This is a genomic window from Paenibacillus sp. BAC0078 (assembly GCF_054483875.1).
In genome coordinates this window covers 17638-41690 of sequence record NZ_JBTLRW010000034.1, presented here as the reverse complement: position 1 = coordinate 41690, position 24053 = coordinate 17638, and the positions used below count along the sequence as shown (strand labels likewise).

At 53.5% G+C, this 24053-nt stretch carries 23 protein-coding genes; 14 read left to right on the top strand and 9 right to left on the bottom strand.

Annotation, left to right across the window (positions count from 1 at the left end):
- Positions 1 to 270: 270 nt before the first annotated feature.
- A complete protein-coding gene (locus tag ACX1DY_RS30670) occupies positions 271 to 1962 on the bottom strand; it encodes a CPBP family intramembrane glutamic endopeptidase (RefSeq protein ID WP_458967902.1) in 1692 nt (563 codons plus the stop codon).
- A 186-nt stretch (positions 1963 to 2148) separates the two neighbouring features.
- Here ACX1DY_RS30670 and ACX1DY_RS30665 point away from each other — a divergent pair, with 186 nt between their 5' ends.
- Positions 2149 to 3507 carry a TrkH family potassium uptake protein gene (locus ACX1DY_RS30665; RefSeq protein WP_458967901.1) on the top strand — a complete coding sequence of 453 codons (1359 nt, stop codon included), beginning with the start codon at positions 2149 to 2151 and terminating at the stop codon, positions 3505 to 3507.
- A 15-nt stretch (positions 3508 to 3522) separates the two neighbouring features.
- Positions 3523 to 4191, top strand: a complete 669-nt coding sequence (locus ACX1DY_RS30660) for a potassium channel family protein (protein ID WP_458967900.1) — start codon at positions 3523 to 3525, stop codon at positions 4189 to 4191.
- 329 nt (positions 4192 to 4520) lie between these two features.
- On the opposite strand, the gene ACX1DY_RS30655 is transcribed toward ACX1DY_RS30660, so the two are convergent.
- The gene (locus ACX1DY_RS30655; protein ID WP_458967899.1) at positions 4521 to 5420 is read right to left on the bottom strand and encodes a LysR family transcriptional regulator; all 900 of its coding nucleotides are present in this window, start codon (positions 5418 to 5420) and stop codon (positions 4521 to 4523) included.
- Positions 5421 to 5852: 432 nt separating this feature from the next.
- On the opposite strand from ACX1DY_RS30655, the gene ACX1DY_RS30650 reads away from it, so the two are divergent.
- The 7 genes from ACX1DY_RS30650 (at position 5853) to ACX1DY_RS30620 (ending at position 13708) form a co-directional block, all read left to right on the top strand.
- The gene (locus tag ACX1DY_RS30650; RefSeq protein ID WP_458967898.1) at positions 5853 to 6518 is read left to right on the top strand and encodes a succinate dehydrogenase cytochrome b558 subunit; all 666 of its coding nucleotides are present in this window, start codon (positions 5853 to 5855) and stop codon (positions 6516 to 6518) included.
- 65 nt (positions 6519 to 6583) lie between these two features.
- Positions 6584 to 8326 (top strand): succinate dehydrogenase flavoprotein subunit, encoded by a 1743-nt coding sequence (gene sdhA, locus ACX1DY_RS30645; protein ID WP_458967897.1) that lies wholly within the window; start codon positions 6584 to 6586, stop codon positions 8324 to 8326.
- Positions 8327 to 8981: 655 nt separating this feature from the next.
- Positions 8982 to 9746: a succinate dehydrogenase iron-sulfur subunit gene (gene sdhB, locus ACX1DY_RS30640; protein ID WP_458967896.1), complete on the top strand. Its 765-nt coding sequence runs from the start codon at positions 8982 to 8984 to the stop codon at positions 9744 to 9746.
- A gap of 507 nt (positions 9747 to 10253) precedes the next feature.
- Positions 10254 to 11039 (top strand): DUF3891 family protein, encoded by a 786-nt coding sequence (locus ACX1DY_RS30635; RefSeq protein WP_458967895.1) that lies wholly within the window; start codon positions 10254 to 10256, stop codon positions 11037 to 11039.
- Between the two features lie 80 nt (positions 11040 to 11119).
- Positions 11120 to 12055, top strand: a complete 936-nt coding sequence (locus ACX1DY_RS30630) for a metallophosphoesterase (protein ID WP_458967894.1) — start codon at positions 11120 to 11122, stop codon at positions 12053 to 12055.
- Positions 12056 to 12145: 90 nt separating this feature from the next.
- The gene (locus ACX1DY_RS30625) at positions 12146 to 12688 is read left to right on the top strand and encodes a GNAT family N-acetyltransferase (protein ID WP_458967893.1); all 543 of its coding nucleotides are present in this window, start codon (positions 12146 to 12148) and stop codon (positions 12686 to 12688) included.
- 267 nt (positions 12689 to 12955) lie between these two features.
- A complete protein-coding gene (locus tag ACX1DY_RS30620; RefSeq protein WP_458967892.1) occupies positions 12956 to 13708 on the top strand; it encodes an NADPH-dependent oxidoreductase in 753 nt (250 codons plus the stop codon).
- Here ACX1DY_RS30620 and ACX1DY_RS30615 read toward each other — a convergent pair.
- The 3 genes from ACX1DY_RS30615 to ACX1DY_RS30605 all read right to left on the bottom strand — a co-directional run bounded on the left by ACX1DY_RS30615 (position 13702) and on the right by ACX1DY_RS30605 (position 15645).
- The gene (locus ACX1DY_RS30615; protein ID WP_458967903.1) at positions 13702 to 13797 is read right to left on the bottom strand and encodes a DUF2651 family protein; all 96 of its coding nucleotides are present in this window, start codon (positions 13795 to 13797) and stop codon (positions 13702 to 13704) included. The genes ACX1DY_RS30620 and ACX1DY_RS30615 overlap by 7 nt on opposite strands.
- Positions 13798 to 13868: 71 nt before the next feature.
- On the bottom strand, positions 13869 to 14678 hold the full coding sequence (locus tag ACX1DY_RS30610) for a histidinol-phosphatase (protein WP_458967891.1): 810 nt from the start codon (positions 14676 to 14678) through the stop codon (positions 13869 to 13871).
- 64 nt (positions 14679 to 14742) lie between these two features.
- The gene (locus ACX1DY_RS30605; RefSeq protein WP_458967890.1) at positions 14743 to 15645 is read right to left on the bottom strand and encodes a LysR family transcriptional regulator; all 903 of its coding nucleotides are present in this window, start codon (positions 15643 to 15645) and stop codon (positions 14743 to 14745) included.
- A 404-nt stretch (positions 15646 to 16049) separates the two neighbouring features.
- On the opposite strand from ACX1DY_RS30605, the gene ACX1DY_RS30600 reads away from it, so the two are divergent.
- The 5 genes from ACX1DY_RS30600 to ACX1DY_RS30580 all read left to right on the top strand — a co-directional run bounded on the left by ACX1DY_RS30600 (position 16050) and on the right by ACX1DY_RS30580 (position 20849).
- Positions 16050 to 16505 carry a chemotaxis protein CheX gene (locus ACX1DY_RS30600; protein ID WP_019908737.1) on the top strand — a complete coding sequence of 152 codons (456 nt, stop codon included), beginning with the start codon at positions 16050 to 16052 and terminating at the stop codon, positions 16503 to 16505.
- Between the two features lie 28 nt (positions 16506 to 16533).
- Positions 16534 to 17310 (top strand): SDR family NAD(P)-dependent oxidoreductase, encoded by a 777-nt coding sequence (locus ACX1DY_RS30595; protein ID WP_458967889.1) that lies wholly within the window; start codon positions 16534 to 16536, stop codon positions 17308 to 17310.
- 98 nt (positions 17311 to 17408) lie between these two features.
- On the top strand, positions 17409 to 18887 hold the full coding sequence (locus ACX1DY_RS30590; protein ID WP_458967888.1) for a DEAD/DEAH box helicase: 1479 nt from the start codon (positions 17409 to 17411) through the stop codon (positions 18885 to 18887).
- Positions 18884 to 19630, top strand: a complete 747-nt coding sequence (locus ACX1DY_RS30585; RefSeq protein WP_458967887.1) for an ABC transporter ATP-binding protein — start codon at positions 18884 to 18886, stop codon at positions 19628 to 19630. The genes ACX1DY_RS30590 and ACX1DY_RS30585 overlap by 4 nt, the downstream gene beginning before the upstream one ends.
- A 1-nt stretch (position 19631) precedes the next feature.
- Positions 19632 to 20849: an ABC transporter permease gene (locus tag ACX1DY_RS30580; protein WP_458967886.1), complete on the top strand. Its 1218-nt coding sequence runs from the start codon at positions 19632 to 19634 to the stop codon at positions 20847 to 20849.
- Between the two features lie 187 nt (positions 20850 to 21036).
- Here the strand turns inward: ACX1DY_RS30580 and ACX1DY_RS30575 are convergent, their stop codons facing one another.
- The 4 genes from ACX1DY_RS30575 to ACX1DY_RS30560 all read right to left on the bottom strand — a co-directional run bounded on the left by ACX1DY_RS30575 (position 21037) and on the right by ACX1DY_RS30560 (position 23939).
- Complete coding sequence (locus ACX1DY_RS30575; RefSeq protein WP_019908744.1) at positions 21037 to 21147, bottom strand: hypothetical protein; 111 nt, start codon at positions 21145 to 21147, stop codon at positions 21037 to 21039.
- 156 nt (positions 21148 to 21303) lie between these two features.
- Entirely contained in the window at positions 21304 to 22605 is a 1302-nt protein-coding gene (locus ACX1DY_RS30570; RefSeq protein WP_458967885.1) for an aminotransferase class I/II-fold pyridoxal phosphate-dependent enzyme, read from the bottom strand.
- A 108-nt stretch (positions 22606 to 22713) separates the two neighbouring features.
- A complete protein-coding gene (locus ACX1DY_RS30565; RefSeq protein WP_458967884.1) occupies positions 22714 to 23238 on the bottom strand; it encodes a hypothetical protein in 525 nt (174 codons plus the stop codon).
- Between the two features lie 74 nt (positions 23239 to 23312).
- The gene (locus ACX1DY_RS30560) at positions 23313 to 23939 is read right to left on the bottom strand and encodes a pyridoxamine 5'-phosphate oxidase family protein (RefSeq protein ID WP_458967883.1); all 627 of its coding nucleotides are present in this window, start codon (positions 23937 to 23939) and stop codon (positions 23313 to 23315) included.
- Positions 23940 to 24053 lie beyond the last annotated feature (114 nt).

Below are 24053 nucleotides of genomic sequence, written 5' to 3'. Positions count from 1 at the left end.
GAACCAACTGATCCAAACAGACAAGCTCCATTTGATATTTCCCGCTATTCCCTTGATCCTTCTCGTTTAACATGAGACACCGCACTTTCTTACAAAGTTACCTATATTATACCAAATGAATGCGATGTCGTATTGAATTATTGGGTTTCTCAACAGTCTGAGAAATTCCAGTTATTAAGCGTTGATATTCATTTTCCCTGTCCTATACCAACACAGAAACGGCTGAGCTTTCCCTGAGGAGGGAGGCTCAGCCGTTTTTTACATTGCAGATTAGATTATGGGACTGACCGGTTCTGCCGGCTCTGGCTTGCGCGGAGGATTGAACAGGTACACGATATAGCCAACCACAAACGGCAGGACGATGGTCACGATACCAGCACCGATATTGATTGGTTCCTTCATGAAGATCAGCGTAGCGCCCATCAGGATGCTGTCAAATACGACGTGGCTGAACATGGCGGCGATAAAGCCGTAGCGCAGGAAAATATAACTGAACAAAAGGCCGATCACCGTCAGCTCAATCGGACGCGAGCTGATCGGGTAGATCGGATACAGCGTATGGCCGAAGGCCCAGATCAGCGTGGTGATCAGGGAAGCCAGGAAGGTGCTGCGCACCATTTTTTTGACCATACGGATACCGAACAGGCGGTAAACGGCCTCCTCGGACAAGCCGGCAAGCCAGGCGACAATAGGCAGCAGCCAGGCATATCTCATGTTATAGGGAGATTGGCTTGCGTCCGTGGTAGACCAGTTATGCAGTGTATAGGACAGAATGATGAACATGAGCGTCTGCACGCCAAGCAGAATAAAGGCCCAGATATAGCCGGCACGCATGCTGTCCATAACATATTTGCCGTATCCCGGTTCCTTGGCACGCGGCCAAGGGTTGAGCCCTTCCTCTTTGCGCCAGAGGCCGTTGCCTCCAACCAGCGAGAAGTAGAGCATTGAAGACATCAGCAGACTATAGATGAAGTAGAAGATAAGCATTACCATGCTGGTGATGCGGCTCTCCAGGCTGTCTCCGCCGGTTTCCGAAATCACATTGTAGGAGCTGACCATCATGATTACGAAGTGTGCGGAGCTGAGGAAAATCCCCCGCTTAAAGGAGGTATGTCCTCTGCGCAGAATACTATAGATCAGCGCCAGGATACCAAGCGCCAGCGTTGGCAGACCATAGCCGAGTCCGGTCAGCCATGTGGCAAGTAGGGTCTGATCTTCAACATAGCTGACATGCCAGGCTGGGGCGGTGAAGCCCGCCCGGAAATATGAGACATCATCCTGCTGAAATTTGAAATGATATTGCAGCAGCGATTCTCCAACCTTCACCGAACTGTCGGTATAGACCAGTCCATAATCCCCGTTGTCCGCCTGGATTTGCAGCTTGGCAGGATTCGCTCCCCATAATTGCAGCCACGGACGGGCGAGATTCTCCTTCTGCTCCAGCGACAGCCCGGGCTCGCTCGCTGTGCTGGCGGCACCGGATACAGCGGACAGACTGGCAGTGTTCTTCTTAGCTTCTGCGCTGAAGCTTGAGTCTACTCCACGTCCAAAGCCCACGACCTTGCCGGTGTACATGTTGAGATCAACCGACAGGATCGGGATCGCTTCTCCGGAAGTATAAAGCACGGCATGAAAGACATCAAACGGATAACGCTGATCCAGCTTTTTTTTGGAGTATTGATCCAGAAGCTTCTCCCGGGACATATAGCCATAGAAAGAGGAATCCGACCGGTAAGTGACGGACCACTCCTCCTGAGCGGTCTCTTGATGGCCAAGCTGCTGAGCTGCGAATGCGGCGGCTTTCTCACGGGCCTCGCTCTTGCTGATGGCTGTAGTATCTCCACCTGAGACGAGCTGGGGAGCGATCTGGAACAGGATGAACACAATAAGACCGATAATACCTGCAAGAATGAGCCTGGTGGAAAGGGGCCGCTGCTGTAGGGGCTGGCCGACGGAATTCATGAAACGCCTCCTTGTGTGATGAAATAAACCTGTTATTTTCCATTATAGTATTACTGGCCTTGCAGATACAAAAAATTTCCGTATTATCCTTTTACGTCAATCGGGCCGGGCTTATGCTTGTTTTGTTCGGGTAATAACGATTATAATCTGTATGTTTATAATGCAGCATGCGAGAGGATGAGAGGTTTGGCTTCACCAATTCCCAAGAGTACTAGATTTCAATTTCTGAAGCTGGCTCCACCGCAGATTCTGGTTCTCGGCTTTGCCGCCGTCATTCTGACCGGAACCCTGCTGCTGATGCTTCCCGTATCGAGTGCCTCGGGACATTCGCTAAGATTTATTGATGCGCTGTTCACGGCAACCTCAGCGACCTGTGTGACCGGGCTTGTTGTGGTGGACACAGGAACGTATTTCAGCACGTTCGGACAAGTTGTTATTATCCTGCTTATTCAAGTTGGCGGCCTGGGCTTTATGACGATGGCTACCCTATTCGCACTTGTCTTCAAACGCAAAATTTCGCTCCGCGACCGGCTGATCCTTCAGGAAGCGATGAATCAAGGCTCGATGGAAGGGATTGTGCGCCTGATCCGCAAGGTCCTGATTTATTCACTCGTCATAGAGGCGGCCTCGGCTGCGGTGCTTGCGATTCGCTGGGCGTTTGATATGCCCTTTGGCCGTGCGCTCTACTTCGGAATTTTCCATGCGGTGTCTATGTTCAACAATGCCGGGTTTGATATCTTTGGCGAATACCGCAGCCTGACCGGTTATGCCAGTGATCCCGTGGTAAATATCGTGGTTATGTTCCTCATCGTTTCCGGCGGCATCGGGTTCGTAGTTTTGTCGGACCTCGTGGAATACCGCCGCACTCGCAGGCTGTCGCTGCACAGCAAGGTGGTCCTGTCGATGACTGCTGCGCTTATTTTACTTGGAGCCTTGGTCATTTTTATCTTTGAATTCAGCAATTCCCGGACGCTGAGTCCGCTCAGCTTTGGCGGAAAAGCATGGGCTGCATTCTTTCAATCGGTCTCGCCGCGTACCGCCGGGGCGAATACAGTGGATATTGCCGGGCTTCGACAGGCCACGCAATTTTTTATAGTCATTCTGATGTTTATCGGTGCTTCACCCGGGTCTACCGGCGGAGGGATCAAGACAACCACCTTCACCCTGATGGTCGGTGCGGTGATTTCCATGCTGCGCGGCCGCGAGGATATTGTGCTGTTCCGCTATCGTCTGGCGCAGGAGCGCGTGTTCAAGGCACTGACGATTACTCTGCTGGCGCTGCTGCTCGTTGTTTCGGTGTCGATGATTCTGTCCACGACAGAAGACCGTCCTTTTCTGATGATTCTGTTCGAGACCACCTCCGCCTTTGCCACCGTTGGCTTAAGCATGGGGCTGACACCGGAGCTGACCCCGGTCGGCAAAATCCTGATCTGTCTGACGATGTTCGCAGGCAGGCTTGGACTGCTGACGCTGGCGTATGCGATTGGTCCGAAGAAGGGCAAGCAATTGTACAGGTTCCCTGAGGGCAAAATGATAATAGGGTAAGGAGCTGCGAATTATATGAAAGATCAGCAATTTGTCGTAATCGGTCTCGGCCGCTTCGGGTCAAGCCTTGCGCTGGAGCTAATGGCTATGGGCTATGAAGTGCTTGGCATTGACCACATTGAGGAACGGGTAGAGGAAATGAGCAGCCAGCTTACGCATGCGGTGATGGCGGATGCTACGGATGAGAGCATTATGCGTTCGCTGGGCGTACGCAATTTCGATTGCGGCATTGTGGCGATTGGCGATAACATGGAGCGAAGCATCCTGGCGGCCATTCTCCTGAAGGAGCTGGGAGTTAAGCAAGTGGTAGCCAAGGCGCTTTCGATCCTTCACGGGCGGGCGCTCTCCAAGCTGGGGGTGGACCGGGTGATTTTCCCGGAACGGGATATGGGCATTCGTGTAGCTCATCAGCTGACCACGCCCAACCTGCTGGATTATATCGAGCTCTCCAAGGATTACATGGTGGTTGAGCTGACCGTGCCCTCCTGCATGGACGGCAAAAGCCTCTCCGAACTGAACACGCGGGCCAAATACGGCTGCAGCATTATTGCCCTGAACCGTGAAGAGGGGATTATTGTTGCCCCAACGGCGCATGACTATGTGCGTCAAGGGGACATTATGGTTGTCATCGGCTCCAATGAGAGCATTGTGGAGTTTGAGAGTAAGGCGTTGAATGTGGAGTAGGTGCTATTGGGCCCATCGGCTTAAAAAATAAACGGATTGAACAACGCCCGGATAATTATCCGGGCGCTCGCTGCTATTTTGGAAGCGAGGCAATAGTTTTAAATATCCGTGAATAGGCATCTTTAACGTTGGATGGATTTACTTGGTCATTGTACAGTCCGTACCCCCAATACTGCCCTTTACCGCCAGAATGATAATAGCCTGTGGCATATATGTCTGGAGACATATCAGGCACTTCCTCATAAGACAGGTCCTCATGAACAAAAGGTACATATGATTTCTTTGGTTCGATGAAGAAAAAGGATGCCTGCAGTTCTTGTGGAAGGGGTCTATTCCCTCCCCGGCAGGAACACCTCCTCCGTCACTTGCACCAGGCAGCGTGCCGCTGTGCTTAGCCCGCCGCTGCTCTGATAGATCAGGCAGGTGGTCCGCTGGGTCTGCTCCAGCTCCTTGATATGCAGCGAGACCAGCCCGCCGCCGTTCAGCAGCTCGGGGCGCAGGTAGGACTTAGGCAGCAGCGCCGCGGCTTTAATGGTCGGCAGCAGCCGGACGATGGCCTCGAAGGAGTCGATCTCCATCCGCACATCGGGATCAATGCCGCTGCGCTGGAACAGCTCGTCGGTCATGCGGCGGTACCAGGTGCCTTTGGAGAAGAGGATCATGGGCAGCCGGGAGAGATCGCTCATGCTCAGCTTCGCTGACAGGGCCAGCGGATGCTGCTCGGAGACGACCAGCCGGAGCTGATCCTCGAACAGCGGAATGCAGCGCAGGCCCGGCTCCTGGGTGGCGGAGGCGATGATGCCGACATCGGATTTGCCTTCGCTGACCGAGGAGACAATCTCATGCGTCTTCCCGGTGATCAGCTTCAGCTCGGCAGCCGGATACTTCTCCATGTAGGCGTTAACGAGCGGCGGCAGGGTTGTCTGCAGTGTGGTGAGGCTGGCTCCCAGGGTGACAAGCTGCGGCTCGCCTTCCTTGAACTTGGACAACGCTTCCAGAAATTTGGAGCGCTGCTGCCGCTGCTCCAGCGCATAGGTGTAGGTCAGCCGTCCGACCTCCGTCAGCTCCAGCCGCTTGCCGAAGCGGTTGAACAGGGGAACGCCAAGCCGCTCCTCCAGCTTGGAGATTTTGCGGGAGAGTGCGGGCTGGGAGAGGTTGAGCTGGCGTGAGGCCCGGTTCAGGCTGGAGTGCTCCACAACGGCGGCAAAAATGTCCAAGTCATCAAACATAGGGCCATTCTCCTTTTATTCAATCTATGGTCACAGTATTCCCATTTCGAGTAGGTCATAATGAAAGTGACAAATGGCATAGCGGTTAATATGATATACCCTTTGTTAATAAGGGATTCAGTACAACATATATATTTATTGCTTTCTAAATGAGAATGATTATCATATTGAAAATATTCTTATGCGTTTATTGTATAACGATTAATAATTAGATTGCAATTCCCTTATAAGAGAAAAAAGAGTAACATGAAAAGTGACACAAGATATTCACATATTGTGAATATTAGAGCATAGTCCGGGCAAACAATGAATAGCGGTCAAAGTAGACCTTTACCGGTCTGAAGGAGCTCCCGCTCTTCTGTTTCAGCAGTATTCCCGGCAGTGGCACTCATTAATGAAAACGCTGTTTTAATCGGAAAGGGGACACTTTGCATGAGAGGATTTTATTCCAGAAAGATTCATTCCTTGCTCGGCGTTATCCCGCTCGGGTTCTTCTTCCTTGAGCATATGCTGACGAATTTCTCGGCAGTGGAGGGTGGCGCTTCCGGTTTCAATGACAGTGTGCTGTGGCTGAATAGCCTGCCGCTCGTCTTCTTCCTGGAATTGTTCGGCATATGGCTACCGCTGCTGTATCACGGGGTCTATGGGCTATACATCGCCTATCAGTCTAAGCCAAACCTGAACCGCTTCAATGTGGAAAGAAACTGGCGGTATACGCTGCAGCGGATCAGCGGAATTATCACCTTTATCTTCATCATCTGGCATCTGTACGAAACCCGGTTCCAGGTGGCGGTCGGTAATGTGAAGCATGAAGAGCTGGGCGGTGTTATGCATAACATCGTGACTCAGCCGCTTTTGCTGACAGTATATGTAATCGGCATTCTGGCGGCCTGCTTCCACTTCTCGAACGGTCTCTGGTCGTTCCTGATCAGTTGGGGCGTTACCGTTGGGCCGCGTTCCCAAAGAGTATCCTCAGTTATCTGTCTGGGTCTTTTCGTTATTGTCAGCTTCATGTTCCTGCTCTCGCTGGTCACCTTCCGCGACAATGAATTCCAGGCAACATCTGCGGCTGTGCAGTCCTTGCGGAGCTTCGTCTAAGAATTTGAGAAAGCGTGTCCAATTTCGGGCTAATCTATATTAAAAAAGTCTAGGAGGGAACAATCATGGCAGCAGCCGATATCATTATCGTGGGCGGAGGGCTGGCCGGCCTGATGGCTACCATCAAGGCGGCGGAATCCGGCGCGCATGTACATTTATTCTCCCTTGTTCCTGTCAAAAGATCGCATTCGGTCTGCGCGCAAGGCGGCATTAACGGCGCAGTGAACACCAAAGGCGAGGGCGACTCGCCCTGGGAGCATTTTGACGACACGGTATACGGGGGCGACTTCCTCGCCAACCAGCCTCCGGTCAAGGCGATGTGCGAAGCAGCGCCGGGGATCATCCATCTGATGGACCGGATGGGCGTGATGTTCAACCGCACCCCGGAGGGGCTGCTTGATTTCCGCCGGTTCGGCGGCACGAAGCGCCACCGGACGGCTTTTGCCGGGGCGACAACCGGTCAGCAGCTGCTGTATGCGCTCGATGAGCAGGTGCGCCGCTGGGAGTCCGAAGGTTTGGTCACCAAAAGCGAGAACTGGGAGTTCCTCTCGGTGATCCTTGACGACGAGCGTGTATGCCGCGGCATCAGCGCCCAGAATCTCAAGACAATGGAGATTCAGACCTTCCCGGCGGATGCGGTGATTCTGGCGAGCGGCGGTCCCGGGATTATTTTCGGCAAAACAACGAACTCGGTCATCAACACCGGAACGGCCGCGAGCGCCGTATACCAGCAGGGTGTACATTATGCCAACGGGGAATTTATTCAGATTCATCCGACCGCTATTCCCGGCGACGACAAGCTGCGGCTGATGTCGGAATCGGCGCGCGGCGAAGGCGGGCGCATCTGGACCTACAAGGACGGCAAGCCGTGGTACTTCCTGGAGGAAAAATATCCTTCTTATGGAAACCTGGTGCCGCGCGATATTGCTACCCGGGAGATTTTTAGCGTGTGTGTGGATCAGGGGCTGGGTATTAATGGCGAGAACATGGTGTATCTGGATCTGTCCCACAAGGACCCGAAGGAGCTGGACGTCAAGCTGGGCGGAATCATTGAAATCTATGAGAAGTTCATGGGCGATGATCCCCGCAAAATCCCGATGAAAATCTTCCCGGCTGTGCATTACTCTATGGGCGGCATGTGGGTCGATTATAACCAAATGACCAATATTCCCGGGCTGTTCGCAGCTGGGGAGTGTGAATACCAATATCACGGCGCGAATCGGCTCGGCGCGAACTCACTTGTGTCGGCGATCTACGGCGGCATGGTCTCGGGACCGAAGGCTGTTGAATATATTAAAGGGCTGAAGAAATCGGTACAGGACATTTCCTCCACCGTGTTCGACAGCTTCCACAAGACACAGACGGATAAATATGAGTCTTTGCTGGCTATGTCCGGTACGGAGAACGCCTATGCCATCCATAAGGAGCTGGGCGAATGGATGACCGCTAATATGACGGTGGTGCGCGACAACGGCAAGCTTACAGCCACCATCGGCAAAATCAAAGAGCTCAAGGAGCGTTACCGCAGCATCAACATGAACGATACTTCGCGCTGGAACAACCAGGGCGTGGCCTTTACCCGCCAGCTTTGGAACATGCTGGAGCTGTCCGAGGCGATGACCCTCGGCGCGCTGCTGCGTAATGAGAGCCGGGGCGCGCACTATAAACCGGAATTCCCGCATCGCAACGACGAGGAGTTCCTGAAGACCACCAAGGCAAGCTGGACACCGGACGGCCCGCAAATCTCCTACGAAGCGGTGGATGTTTCGCTGATTCCTCCACGGGTACGGGATTACTCGAAGGATTGAACGCATGGGGCGTGCGTTAGATGAGCCACTGATGAGCACCCTTGAAACTTGGCTCATTAAGCGGGCTGCTGATGTTTGGTGTTAATTGTATTTCATACAATTAATCGTGTCTGTAAACGCGCTTAAGGCGGTTTAGCTGTATTTTGTGCAATAATTTTCTGAGGAATAGCCCGCTTGGCGGGCTTTCCCTGAAGTATAACTGCAGAAAGTGCAATTATATGCCGAAATGAGCAGAAACCAGCTATTTTAGCTGTACAAAGTGCAACTAACTGTCTGGTAAGCTGATAAGAAAACTGATAAATATGCTATATAAGTTGAACTAAAGAAACATAAAAAGGGCAGAAGTGACGGAGGGGAAGTTTGGATACTTACGGAGCGGTAGCGTCCGCCTTTGTCTACGGATTTCATCCGCCCAAGCGGTATAAATCAAGAAATCTCTAGACAACAGTGGCCGGAAGTCCAAACATTCTCCGCAGTTACGACCAGACCCAATATGAAAATCTATAGTTCAACTTATATAGATAACGTCGCCACCATGCGAATGTGCAAGGCGGATTAATATTTCCCGCAAACTTAAGCAGATGCTTCCGAAGCGAGTGTGGTACGAAGCGGATTCAGGAAGCGATGCTCACAAAACTTATAGGAGGTAACTGATATGGCGGAAACTGCTGCAGCTCCCAAAAACGTAAAGTTTATCATTACCCGCCAGGATGAGCCGGAAACGGCTCCTTATACGGAGGAGTTCGAGCTTGCGTACCGTCCGGGGATGAACGTGATCAGCGCTTTGATGGAAATTCAGCGCAACCCGGTCAACGCCAAGGGCGACAGTACGGTCCCGGTCTGCTGGGAATCCAACTGTCTGGAGGAAGTGTGCGGCGCCTGCTCGATGGTGATCAACGGGAAGCCGCGCCAGGCCTGCGCGGCGCTGATTGATAATCTGGAGCAGCCGGTGCGCATTGAGCCGATGAAGACGTTCCCTGTGGTGCGCGATCTGGTGATCGACCGCAGCCGGATGTTCAATGCCCTCAAGCGGGTCAAAGCGTGGATTCCAATTGACGGCACCTATGATCTAGGTCCGGGACCGCGGATGGCGGAGAAGAAACGCCAATGGGCGTATGAGCTCTCCAAGTGCATGACCTGTGGCGTTTGTCTGGAGGCCTGCCCGAATGTCAATGAGAAGACCGACTTCATCGGTCCTGCAGCGATTTCGCAGGTGCGTCTGTTCAATGCGCATCCTACGGGCGAGATGAACGCTGATGAGCGGCTGGAGGCGCTGATGCAGGATGGGGGCATCGAGGGCTGCGGCAACTCGCAGAACTGCGTGCGCGCCTGCCCGAAAGGCATTCCGCTCACCACCTCCATCGCTGAGATTAACAAGCAGACCACCAAGCATATGTTCAAGCGCTGGCTGGGCGTGTAGCCGGCTGCCTTTATCTCACATCATACCGAAGGGAGTGTCTCAGAAGCCGAATGGCTGTCTGGACACTCCCTTTTTTCTGGCTTCTCCTTCAGCATTTTGCTTGGTTGCAGGACCACGAACAGAATCATTTCCTGATCGGAAGAGTCTGCCCGTTTGTAACGGACTGCGCAGCTCTTATTTCTACTGGCAGTCATTTTTCCGCAAGTGAACGGACTCCAGAGCCTTTAAGTGCGGGCTTTCATCCCAAATATACCTGCCGAAGAGGCAATAAGCGCGTTACGGTCCGTAAGGAATAGTAGGATGGATACAACGAATCCCTCTCTCCCCGAACCACAAAGGCTCCGTCCTAAGCCGCAGATTTAGAACTGATGCTGATCTAGTATATAATGGTCAGATAGCTTGAAAGGGTCATAGCCGTCTGAACTCAAACAAATATAGGTGGTTATGTTATAATCTCCATAGTCGATGCAACATTCAGGGCAGGGGATAGTCAGGGGAGGAATGACATTGATTTGTCGTGAACAGGACGGGGATTTGGTAATGGTTAAGCAGCATGAGCACGGGCTGCTGGCCGGCAGCTTTGCTGAGCATTTTAAGGATGAGCATATGCCGGGGGAAGGACGCCGGACGGGGGTGCTGTGGGCGGTTAGCAATCATGATCGGGGCTGGATTGATCTTGACGAGACGCCTTTCTGGAATGATGCGGCGGGTTCGCCATACACCTTTATTGATTTTCCGCTAGTGCCGAAGCTTACGTTCTATAGACGCGGATTGGATGAGATTGAAGCGGAAACTCCGTATGGTGCGCTGCTGTGCAGTTTGCATTTTGAACGGCTGATCAAGATATCGGGAGAGGCGTGTGCCGAGCTGACTGCCTATCTGAAGGCTGAAGAGGAACGCCGGTCCCGTATACTTCGCGGGCTGGAAGCAAGCCAGCCGCTCGCTGAAGGCGAGCTGCATCATGATGCTAGACTGCTGCAATTCTGCGATGATCTCTCGCTGTATCTTGCGCTAAGTGAGCCGGGAACCCCAAAATCGGAAGAGCATCCCTGGTTTCGCCAAGGGTTCTCGGGAAGCGGGGATTTCAGCTTCACCTCCGGGCGTGTGATCACGGCGGAATGGCAGGATAAATCTACCTTGCTGCTCGACCCTTTTCCGTTCACCCGGAATGTCGAGGTAGCATTCAAGCAACGCCGGTTCCCAAAAGCCGAAGCACAGCGCAAAGGCATCGTCCGCGCATACCGCGAGACCCCTGAGGAAGAAAACCGGATTACCGTGGCCAGCCGGCCGTAATAAGCTGTGTACATAAAGGCAGTCTAAGAATAAAGTGTTATAATAAGCAATCAAGCTAAGCAAGGAAGGAGAATCTCCCTATGAATAAAAAATCCTCCGGGGCTTCTCCCGAAACCGCGTTAGCTAGGGCAGAGAACGGCGGCGGACCCAGCGTCCCGCCTGAGACTAATGGCGGCGGCCGCAAGCTCACCCGCCGCCAATTCCTGACCCGGGGAGCTGCTGCCGTATTTAGCGCAGGTCTGCTTACAAGCGGCTACGCCTGGCAGGGAGAGCCGAACTGGCTGGATATTACCCGGATGGAGCTCGCGTTTAAGGATTTGCCCTCCGCATTTGCCGGCAGCCGGTTGGTCCACTTCAGCGATGTGCATCTCGGCTTTAACAAGGATGCCAAGGATCTCTCGCGGCTGGTGGCCCATATCAAGGAGGCCAAGCCGGACATTATCTGCTTCACCGGAGATATTGTGGACAGCTTCGCCGAGGATCTGGAGGACTCCGTAGCCATATTAGCGGAGCTGAGTGCGCCGCTTGGCAAATATGCGATACTTGGCAACCACGATTACAAGAACACGGAGCTGCTCACCCGCCTGCTGACTTCCGCCGGCTTCCGCGTGCTGCGCAATCAGTCTTATTTGATCAAGCAAGGGGGCGCAACCCTCGCGGTAGCTGGACTTGACGACCTGCTGCACGGGAAGCCTGATCCGCAGGCGGCGCTCCAAGGCGTCCCTGAGGGTACATTCACGCTGCTCATGATGCATGAGCCGGATTATGCCGACATCGCGGAAGCCTATCCCTTCCATCTTCAGTTATCGGGGCACAGCCACGGCGGACAAATCCGTCTGCCCTTTGTAGGTGCGGCTTACACTCCATACGGTTCGGAAAAGTACATAAGCGGCTTGTACTACACAGAGAAAAAGGCGATGCCGGTGTACGTCAACAGAGGATTTGGCGAGACCGTTATGCCTTTCCGCTTCTTATGCAGACCAGAGCTTACGATCATGACCCTGCGCCGGGCATAACGGACGGCGTTAATCTACAGCAAGTAGCTGAATAGCTAACGATAGCGTCTACAGTTTCCAAACCAGGTCGCAAGGGAAAAGGAGAAGCGTATGCGCACGTACGATACGGTATTATGCATGAAGCGGCAAGGAGCGGCGGTTGAGCTGAGGACGATGCATTCCGGGGAGTCCATGGCGCTGAAAGCGCTGCTCTCCCATCCGGAAGTGCAGCCGCATATACTGCTGCGTCAGGGAACCGGATCACTGCATGGCTATTTGGATAAAATGGTGCCCCGGATGCTGCACACCTCCGATCCTTGCGCATTGCATGCGGGAATTTTTCTTAGAGGGCAGCATGAACTGATCGGGACCGCCTCGCTGCAGAACTGGAACCGCCATGAGGGAAAAGCTGTGCTTGGATATTTGCTGAATCCGTTATGGTGGGGGAGGGGGCTGGCAACCGAAGCCGTAGGACTGCTGCTTGATTACGGACTTCTGGAGCTGGGACTTAGGAAGGTTGAGGGCCGCTGCCGCGGCGACAATCTCAGGTCCGAGCGCGTTATGCTGAAGAACGGGCTGACCCTGGAACGCATCCAGCCTATGCCGGGCAGCTCGGGCGATGTAATGAAAGTCTTCACATTGTTACACAAATGAAATAAACCCGTTATGAAACTCTAACAGTGTCCGGTTAAACTAAGTACATGACCCCCTTTTGAAAATATAACTGCTGCTGGGACCCGATGCTTCGGGTCCATTTTTTTTGCTGCTGCGGGGGATAATCTAAAGCACCTGACTGTGCTTATGCTTCCGGGCGAGAAGACCAAGTACTGTCCAAGACTGGCGGTTTCCCTGGTGAGTGGGATATGATGGTTGTAATGCAGAACAATACATAGCCGCAAAAAGCGAGGAGGTCATCACCCTTTGAATGAAGTAGTCAGAACATTAACCAATCACCGCTCCTACCGGCAGTATCTGGAGCAGCCCGTGGAGCCGGAGAAGCTGCGGACGATAATCGAAGCCGCCCAGGCAGCGCCGTCATGGGTAAACGGACAGCAGGTGTCCATCATTGCCGTACGGAGTGAAGAACGCAGACAGCAGCTTTCGGTCCTCTGCGGGAACCAGAAGCATGTGGCTGCCGCACCTGTGTTTTTGGTATTTTGTATGGATTTTTACCGGGCTAAAGCTGCAAGTGAACTGGAAGGCCAGCCTTTCGAGGCGGCGAAGGATGTGGACGCGCTGCTGGTTGGTGCTACAGATGTGGGAATCGCCTTGTCGAATGCCGTAGCTGCCGCTGAGTCGCTGGGGCTGGGTATTATTCCGATAGGGGGAGTGCGCCGCAATACGGCAAAGGTCATCGAGCTGCTGCAATTGCCGGAATATGTCTTCCCGGTTGTGGGTCTGTGCGTCGGATATCCTGCCGAGGAGCTACCGAAGAAGCCAAGGCTTCCGGTGCAGGCGGTTCTTCATGAGGAGCAGTACAATCCCGAGGTGGAGGGCTGGATTAAAGAATACAATGCGGCCTTTCGTGAATATCTGAAGGCTCAAGGCCTGACGGAAAGAGATTGGAGCAGCACGATAGCCCACTTCTATACGATCAACCCGCAGTATGGAGATGCGCAGATTACCTTGAAGCAGCAGGGCTTCACTTGCGCTAATCTGACGACCGTCTATTGACGGCTTGTTTTCGTAAACAAACCGATGATTATTGATAGTATCGTATAGACTATTACCCAAATAAAGAAAGATTCATTGAAAACAGTAATATCCCGAAAACAGCAAAAACCTCAATCCACAGTCCCTAAACTGCAGATTGAGGTTTTTTGTAATGTTGAACTTATAGCTTTACTGTTTTTTTCTCTTTTTGCTTGAAGTACACCCACTGCGTGAACCCGATTTCCTTAAGCCTGGCCACCACAGCCTCATGCTGATCGGCGACCCGTGAAGTGAGATGGGCATCGGAGCCGAAGGTGACCTCTACGCCGTAATGCAGCGCCCGCTCTAAAATATCATCTGAAGGATACCAGCCGCCGCTCAGCTTGGTGCTGCCGGAGGTGTTAATCTCGATGGCTACGCCGCATTCGGCGATGACGCGCAGACACTCATCAATTTCTGCCGGGGCAGAAATTTCCGAGAACTGCGGATAGTTGCCCTTCATGGCATCAATGTGGCCGAGAATCTGGAACATGCCGCTGCGGGCGGATTCGGTGATCAGCCGGTAGTATTCGACTTTGCTGGCGAGCTTCTCTTGGGGACCAAGCCCCTTCCAGCGTCTTTTATTGAAGATGCTGACACCACCCACGCTATGCACTGAGCCGATGATGTAGTCAAAAGGATATGCCGACAATGTTTTGCGGTACAGCTCCGCATGCTCGGGGAAATAGTCTGATTCGATGCCGAGCAGGACGTCAATTTTACCGGCGTATTCTTTTTGCAGGGAGAGCACTTCATCGACATAGCGGGCAAGCTCGGATTTGGCCATGGCAATATGGGGAAAAGCCTGCTCGGAAGGGCTTCCGAAGTAAGGCGAATGATCGGAGATACCGATCGCATCCAGGCCGGCGGCGATGCCGGCTTCGATATAATCCCTGATCGTTCCGTCAGCGTGGCCGCAGCGGAAATGGTGGGTGTGCAGGTCGAATTTCATGGGTAGAACATCTCCTTAGGCCAGTTTTTCACAATGTTCCCGGGGTATCCGCAAAGTATTCATGTTACTCGGAGCCGATGAATTGGGTCTCGGGCATGCCCTTGAGATCGCTCAGAAACTGCCGCATGGCCGAGTTGACATATTTGCCTGACTTGGTGATGACGCCTACAGGATGGGTGACCTCAAGCTCGATAATCGGGACGATTCGGAGCGTTCCGCTCCTCACTTCGGAGGCCACCGACTGCTTGGAGATCACCGCTGCGCCGAGATCCAGCTCCACCATCCGCTTGACCTCCTCGCTGCTGGTCAGCTCCATAATCACCTGCGGCTGTATGCCATGCTTGGCGAATACCTCATCGGCGAATCTGCGGCCGACGGTATCCGGCGAGAGCAGGATGAGCGGGATTGTGGCGAGCGCTTCGATTCCTGCGGCTTTGACCTGCGCGAGGGGATGGCGGGGCGAAACCACCAGCTCGAAGGTGTCATAATACAGCACGGAGGTCGTCATGCCCGGGCTGCGCCCGATTAAATAGCCGATGCCGACATCGACCAGACCGTTTTCGACATGCTGATAAATCTGTGACGAGGACATCGAGGAAATCGAAGTTTTGATATGCGGGAACTGGTTCTGGAAATACGAAAGGACACGCGGCAAAATCTGAATCGCAATGGAGGTGGTCGTGCCAAGTATAATATGCCCCTGCGGATTCTCCTCGAGATCCGCAAGACGCTGCTTAAGCTCATCGACGATACCCACAATTTGCTCAGCATGCGTCAGAAATACTTTACCTCTGTCCGTTAGTGTAACCGGCTGGTTCCGGTCAACGAGCTGGGTTTTGAACTCTTCCTCCAGACTTTTGATCTGTGCCGACACAGCCGGCTGAGTCAGGTTGAGCAGCTCGCCCGCCTTGCGAAAGCTCATGGTTTTGGAGATTGTAATCAGCGTCTCAAGCTGGCTGATGTTCATGGACGTACCCCCTTTTGGCCTGCTGAATGCCGCCGCCATTTATGTCTGATAATCAAGGTTGTATGTGTGTCTCTGGTTCCGCAAAGTATCTGGAATGGGCATCGGAGGTAGGGCGAACTTTGTGGGCTGACAGCTTTATTTTCCCGCCGGGACGATACTGTCTTTGGTTATGGACGGCAAAGCCGTTTCTGATGTATATATCTTACGCCGGATGTTGGCATTTGATTAGATTATAGGAGATAACACCCGGCAGGGCAATGTTGTGCCAAAACTATCTTAAGAATTCCTTCGAAGAGACCATTAATTTTTGGTGAATAATACCGATATATGAAGTATAATAAATCATCATTGCTTGGGACTTTTGGTATATGACTAAAGCCTGGTAGAGGGGGGACAGCACTTTTATGAAAGCGGAAGTAATCAATCCATTCTTAGAGTCTGCACGAATTGTAATTGAGCAGGTGGTACAAGTCTCGCCATCCACCGGTAATCTCGGGGTAAAGGATATTGAGCTGATTGATAATCATATATGGATTCAAGTGGGGATGACTGGTCAATTGAGCGGAGATATTATTTTTGGAATCGCGGAGCAGGTAGCGCTGAAGATTGTGTCGGCCATGATGGGCGGCTATGCAATTACGGAGATGGACGAGATGGGTCAGAGCGCGATTTCGGAGCTGGGCAATATGATCAGCGGCAACGCAAGCACCATTCTCTCCAATCAGGGAGTAACCGTGGATATCACCCCGCCGAAGCTTATGAAGACGGAGACCATGTCGGTATTGCCGCGCAAAGCGCTGAGTATTCCGCTTTTGATGGATGGGATCGGAGAGCTTGATATACAGGTAATGATCTCTTAGTCGATAATCGGGAGCTGATATTTATTCCATGAGACTACAGGATAAAGTGGTTGTAATAACCGGAGCTTCGAGCGGGATCGGAAAAATTACGGCGCAGATGCTCAGCAAGCGTGGGGCGATTCCCATTCTGCTGGCCCGTTCGGAAAGCAAGCTCAAGGAAACGGCGGCCGGTATACCGGGCGTTTTTGGATTGTACACCTGTGACGTTACAAATGAGGCGGAAGTCGAGCGGACCTTTGCGGAAATACTCGCTACATATGGAAAAATTGATGTATTGCTTAATAACGCAGGATACGGCAAATTTGCTGCTTTTACCGAGATGGAGCCCCAGGAATTTGATGATATGATGAATGTAAACTATATGGGGATTGTCCGGTGCACGAAGATAGTAGTTCCGCATATGCTGGAACGGGGCGGCGGGCAGATTGTCAATGTGGCCTCCATCGCTGGCAAAATCGGCACGGCACGGTCCGTTGCCTATACGGCAACCAAACATGCTGTTCTGGGCTTCACGAATGCGCTCCGCCAGGAGCTGCGCAAGAGCGGGATTACCGTCTCGGCGGTGAATCCGGGGCCGATTGCCACTGAGTTCTTCCAGACAGCCGATCCTTCCGGCAACTATGAGAAAAGCGTCGCAAGGATTATGATGACGCCGGAGCATGTGTCCATGAAGATCGTTAAGCTGATAGAGAAGGGCAAGGAGGAAATTGATCTTCCCGGCTTCGCGGCGGTTGGCATGCGGTTCTATGGTCTGTTCCCCCGGCTTGCAGACAGGATCACCTATAACATGCTGAACCGGAAATAGACTTTTTCGAATGGATTAAGCGGCCTCCCATTTGGTGGAGAGGCCTTTTTGGCATATAATGAACATATTATCTCAAGCGAAAAGGATGAATACCTACTATGAATAAAGCTTCTTTTGCGGCCATCGGCATCCAGGAGGACCTCGTTACCCGATTGTCGGAATTCGGCATTCAGGCCCCGTCTCCCGTACAGGAGCAGACGATTCCGCTGCTGCTTGCGGGAAGGGACGTGCTTGCCGCATCCCAGACAGGCACCGGCAAAACGCTGGCATACCTGCTGCCGCTGCTTCAAGGAATCAACCCGGAGCAGCGGGTGGTGCAGAAGCTCGTGCTGGCACCTACCCAGGAGCTGGCGATGCAGATTCTCCGCGAGGCAGAGCGTTACGGAGCTCACCGCGGCATCAAGGTGATGGGACTGATCGGCGGCGCGGCCATTAAGCGCCAGATTGATAAGCTGCGCGAGCATCCGCAGCTTGTTGTTGGTACTCCCGGACGCATCCGGGAGCTGATCGGGCTGCGCAAGCTGAAGATGCATGAGGTCAGTACGATAGTCATTGACGAGGCTGACCAGATGTTCCAGCTCAGCGGCGCAGGCGAGGTAGCCAAGGTCGTCAGCAGCGCCCTGCGTACACGGCAATTGGTCATGCTGTCGGCGACCATCGGACCGGAGACGAAGGCGCTTGCCGCACGGGAGATGAAGAACCCGGCTGAAGTTGGCATCGAGCCGGGTGTAATGACGGCCCAGACCTTGGAGCACTATTATGTGGTGTCAGAGGAGCGGAACAAGATGGATATGCTCCGCCGGGTCATCCGCCATTACAACCCGGAGCGGGCCATCGTATTTGTTAATGCGACTGAGGATATCGCCGAAGTCACGGCCAAGCTGAACTACCTGGGGCTCACGGCAGCGGCACTGTACGGCGACGCCGACAAGGTCACGCGCAGCAATGTGCTTGCCCGCTTCCGCGACGGCAAGTTCCGTGTGCTGGTAGCCAGCGATGTGGCCGCCCGGGGCCTCGACATTGAGAATCTGCCGCTGGTCGTAAGCTACGATCCCGCATTCGATTCCGAGCACTACGTCCACCGGGCCGGACGCACGGGCCGCATGGGACGGCGCGGCTTGTCCGTGACCATCGTCACGGAGCAGCAGACGTTTATCATGCGCAAATTTGCCAAGGAGCTGGATATCCAGCTGACAGAGCGGGAAATGGTGGGCGGAAAGGTGCTGGCTGAGGGTGAAGCCCGGGGCCAGCAACGCAGCAGTTCCGGTTCCGGCCGCCGCGAAGGCAGCGGCCCACGCGCGGGCGGCTCTGCGCCACACAGCGGCAAGCCGCAGGTGCGGACTTCGGCGGCGGCAGGCTCAGACGCCGCCGGCACTCTAGCGCCGCACCCGCCGGGAGCGGCTGCAGAAGAGCGGCGCGGGCAGCAGCGCCGCAGTCCGGGTCCCGCCGCAGGGACAAGCGGCGGAGCGGCTCCCGCGGGCAAGGGGCGCAGCAGTGCGGAACGCGAGAAGAACCGCAAGAACAAGGGAGCGCCAAGATGGTTGAAAGACAAAACCACGAGAGGTGACGGTCAATGAATACTGCCCCCGTATTGCAAATTACGGGCTTAAGCGGAGGTTACAGCCTGAACAAGCCGGTGCTTCATGATATCGGCCTTCAGGTGAAGCCCGGAGAAATGGTTGGTCTGATCGGACTAAACGGAGCAGGCAAAAGCACGACAATGAAGCATATTCTGGGCCTGATGTCACCGCATAAAGGCGAGATTGCCGTCCAGGGCAAGACGCGGAGCACCGACCCGGAAGCATATCACAGCGCATTGTCATTTGTGCCGGAATCCCCGCTGCTCTATGAGGAAATGACGGTTCGCGAGCATGTGGAATTTACCGCCAGAGCTTACGGTGTGGAGCGCAGTGATTATGAAGCCCGCAGCCGCGAGCTGGCCGCACTTTTTAATATGGAGGACAAGATGGATACTCTGTCCTCGCATTTATCCAAGGGCATGAAGCAGAAGGTCATGATTATGTGCGCTTTTGTGGCGCGTCCGGCTCTGTATGTTATCGACGAGCCTTTTTTGGGGCTTGACCCGCTGGGTATTCGCTCTTTGCTCGATTTTATGCTCGATTTGAAGAAAACCGGAGCTTCGATTCTGTTAAGCTCCCACATTCTCTCGACTATTGAGAATTACTGCGACCGGTTCATTGTGCTGCATCGCGGCAAGGTCATTGCGGAAGGCACGCTTGCTGAAATGACCGCAGCCGCCGGACTGCAGGGTCTGAATTTGGAGCAGCTGTTCTACGAGCTGGTTCAGGGAGGGAAATGATATGGATTTGAAGGAGCTGCGCCGGCAGCGGCGCAGCCGGTTCGCGCGAAGCATGATTCCATATGTGGGTTATATCATTCAGAGCGGCGTAGCTATGCTGTTACTGCTGGTGCTGATCCTCTTCTCGGCCTGGTACACTTCGCTGCTCCGCAATATCCCGGAAGGCGTTCCGATCCGCTGGATTATGCTTGCAGTGCTGCTTCCAGCAGCGGTGCACAGCAGCTTCCGGACGTACCTGCAGAGCCCGGATACGATCTTTCTGCTGCCACAGGGCCACCGGATGAAGGAATATTTTGCCCCGGCCTGGGTGTCCGGGAATGTGTGGAAGATTGTCCGTCTGGCTTTCGTATTGATAACTCTCTGGCCTCTGTACATACGGACGGATGATTCTCATAAAATGCTGTTTGCAACACTTATCGTGCTGATTCTGGTGAAGCTGCTGGCAAGCTTTGGCCTGTGGCGGGAGATCGCCATGCTGTCGCGTCCGGCTGCGTTTAGCTACGCTCTGCTGCGCTGGTCAGTTGGCGGCTTGATGATTGCCGCATGGCTCTGGCAGCCTTCTCTCCGGGCACTTCTCTTCATGGCGATTCTGGCGGCAGCCTATCTGGCAGCGCTGACCGTTCCCGGACGTCATTCTGTTCCCTGGGAAAGGCTTATAGCCATCGAGAAGAATCAGGGAGCGATAGCGCTGATGATTCTAGGCTGGTTCGTGGATGTGCCGGGACGGGAACAGCGGGTCTATGTCCGGCGCTACCTGTCCAAGTGGGGCAGCGGCCTCGCCTGGCGGCGGAATACCGCTTACCGCTTTCTGCTGACCAAAAGCTTCGCCCGGGGAGATGTCTTCGGTATTGTTAGCAGGATAGCGATTCTGGCGCTGTTCCTGGTCTGGTGGAACCGGGGCAGCTACATCGGCAGCGGTATTTATCTGTTCTTCCTTCTGATTATGGGCGTGCAGTTGTCTGCGCTGCGGAAGCTGCACAGCGAGTCATTCTGGCTGACAGTCTACCCGCTGCCTGAGGGCAGCAAGGGAAGCAGCACCATCCAGTTCATCTTCCGCGCGCATTTGCTGCTGGCTGTGCTGACCGGCCTGCCTTTCCTGGCGACGGTCACTGACCGGCCCCTGCCTGTAATCGGCACCTTCCTGGCCGGAGGTTTGCTGGCCTATCTGTTCCAGCGCTCCTCCATCCGCAAGGAAGCTCGTCAGGAAGAGGATATCTAAAAAATAAACGCCTTGATGGAGCGGATCTCCGATCAAGGCGTTTTTTTTACCACTTGGAATAAGCTTTGTTTGTACTGATGCTGGTTATGTTAGGTTCGTCATAGCTTCAGCTTGGAACGGGGAATGATAAAAAACGCAGGCAAGGTGGGAGAGAGCCAGGGCCCCCTCCCGGGATGATCATTCCCGGTTAGACAAAGAGTGAACGGCTGATGATAACCAGCAGGATAAAGAGAACCAGAATTGCACCAGTACTTGTAAACATTTGGTGTCCATATCCGCCTCTAACTTCTTCGCTCATGTTCATTCCCCTTTCGCGTTTGAATTGTTGTACTTGAGTACATCGTATTGTATGTGCGGTGGGAAGAACTTGTATAGGCCAATGCCATAATATACGGCAAAAAAAACAACCCCGGCTGGGCCGAGGCTGACACATCTATTGAACTAGCCGAAAGAATCAGGCTTTTTCCAAATCGCGGATACCCGCGTAGACCAGGTCGAACAGATCCTCAAGCTGCTCTTCCTCAATACATGAGAAAGCAATGCGCAGATCGGTCTCGCCCAGGGCAATCGTGCCCAGGCCGTAGTTATGGATCAGATGAACCCGCAGCTCTTCAGCAGAAACGGTGTGCAGCTTCAGGCACATGAAGTAACCGGAATTGAACGGGTAATAGGTCCATACGTCATTGCCGTATTTACCGCTGTCCAGTAGTGCCTTCACTTTGTTGGCACGGCCTTTCATGATCTGGAACTTCTCTTCCTTCTGGGCGGGGAATTCCGGCGACTTGAGCGCGTCCAGCACAAAGGTCTGCGACGGATGCGATCCGCTGGAGATGGTGGCCCGGATAATGCCCATTGTCTTTTGCTCCAGAGCATTCAGCAGCTCCTTGCTCTCGGAAGCGTAGGTGATGAAGCCGACACGGAAGCCCCAGACGAACTCCTCTTTGGTCGCTCCGTCCACCTTCACGGCGAGTACGCGCGGATGCAGATTGGCCAGACGGCCGAACAGTGATTCCTTAAGTGAGTCCTCGAAAAAGAGCCCGAAATAAGCGTCGTCGCTGACCACCACGACATTGATGCCTTCCTCGGCGGCACGCAGAATAGCGGCTACGATGGCTTCACCTTCCTTAAGACCCGGCGTGTAGCCCGTAGGGTTGTTTGGGAAGTTGAGCAGCACAATCGCTTTGCCGCGTTCTTTCTGGGCTAGCAGAGCGGCCAGCAGTCCTTCGCTGTTAAAGCCCATGTCTTCAGTAAACAGCGGAAAGTTAACGATGTTGCTGAGACGGCGGATGCCGAAGGTCAGCTCGTAATTCTCCCAGTTTTTGTCCGGATAGATGACGGCGTCGCCTGGGTCTGCGAACAGGTCGGCAACGATGCTGATCCCATGAGTCAGGGCATTTGTAGCGATAGGGTTGCCGAAGGACTTGCCTTCAAGCGACGGATTCTCGCGCAGCATCTTTTCCCGCCATACGGTGCGCAGCTCCGGTTTGCCTGCTGGCGGAGCATAGCCGTACAAATCCTTGGGACTGTAGGCGGAGAGCTTATCCTGAATAACGCCAAGGTGCATAGGCATGCCTTTTTCGGTGGCAATCCCGATGGTCGCATTGTATTTTTTAGCGTGAGCGGTTGCTTCAGCGGATTGGCTCAGAATACCCTCTTTGGGAAAATAGATCGCCTTGCCAAGATCGGAGAGCATCTCGTACACATGTTCATTGCCTGATTTGATGCTGTCATTCAATTGTCCAGCCAGTGGATTCATCAGTTTCATCCTTCCGGTATTCATCTGGGATATACGTTAACATTGCCTAACATTATATCACCGTGATTCCCAGCCGTCACTGGCGAAAGACGTATTTTTAAAATACTTTTAGATTATTAGCGGAGGGTTCTCCCAGACCTGCACTTCAATGTAGCGTTCCGGGCCTTGATCGCCCCTTGGGTTCCATTCCTGCGGCCAGCCGAATTGCGAAATGACCTCCCGAATCTCCTCCAGTGTATACACCTGCCCCCGGTAAATCTTGCCGTCCATAACCCTCATCGTCGGGAACAAATCGCCATACGTAAAGCTGATGCATGTGGGGGAAAAGCTTGCAACCGGAATCCGCAGTTCAGCGCCGCGCGGATACCATTCCAGCAGCCAAGGACAGCTTCCGAAGGTCATATAATGGGGGTGCTGGCGGACCGGACGGCCTCCTTTGGAGATAAAAGCATTCCGGGCTTTCTGCTCCAGTCCGCGGCGAATGCCAAGATAATCCGCTGGACGCTTGCTCGCAAATCCCTTGCTGATCTGGCGTATGCCCTCAAGAACACTCTCCGCTTCCTCTGGCGACAAATCGGATAAATTCTGAAAAGGCCCGGTGGATTCATCATAGTAGTGGTATAAATATTCCATCGCACGTCCCGCCGATCTATAGCTTTTATAGGCTATATTGTAGCACTTCTATGAGAATTGTGTCCTGTTCAGCTTCAATTGTTGTTGTTGTTGTGATAAGGGCAGTATTTTTCCATCATCGCTATGGTTTCGGCATCGCGCGGCCCGTTTCTGTCCGTAAGGCCCCCGGTGACTGAAGCCCGCGCCTCCTCCTTCAGATTTTGGCCGAATTTGAATTTGGCGGTCAGCTCCCGGGGAACGATTCGCACGACTGCGACACCTTTGAGCCGTGGACGGTATTTGGGGTCTTCGGCATCAATTGGAGCATAGCCGCCCTCCGGCTGGAGCTTTTGCATAAAAAGGGTGAGTACGGCTGCTTTTTCGGCAAGGTCCTCTACCGGCTCAGCCTGTCCATAGGCGGTTACGCTTTTAAAAAAAGCGGTGGCGGGGCAAGCAAGCTCGGGATCACTGAAATACGAGGGAATCAGCGCATATTCGTCGGCAACGGTGAAGCAGACCTGCGGATTCTGGAGGATGCTTTTCATTTTGCCTCCGGCATGGCTGCCGTGGAAATAGATGTTGCCTTCGCTATACACAAAATTCACCGGCGTAACTCTCGGTTGCCCCTCTCCATCGCTGGTGCCGAGAAAACCAAAGCTCATCCCGTTCAGAAATTCGGTTAGTTCCTCTTCCTGCTCTACTTGAAATTCTTTTCTGCGCATTGCTGCACTTCCTCTTCTGAATTAGTGGCGGAGCCTCATGCTCCAGGGTCAAGCGGTTTAATTAGCATAGCGGAAGAATTGACAATAAAAAAGGACCGATTTACATTAATTTTA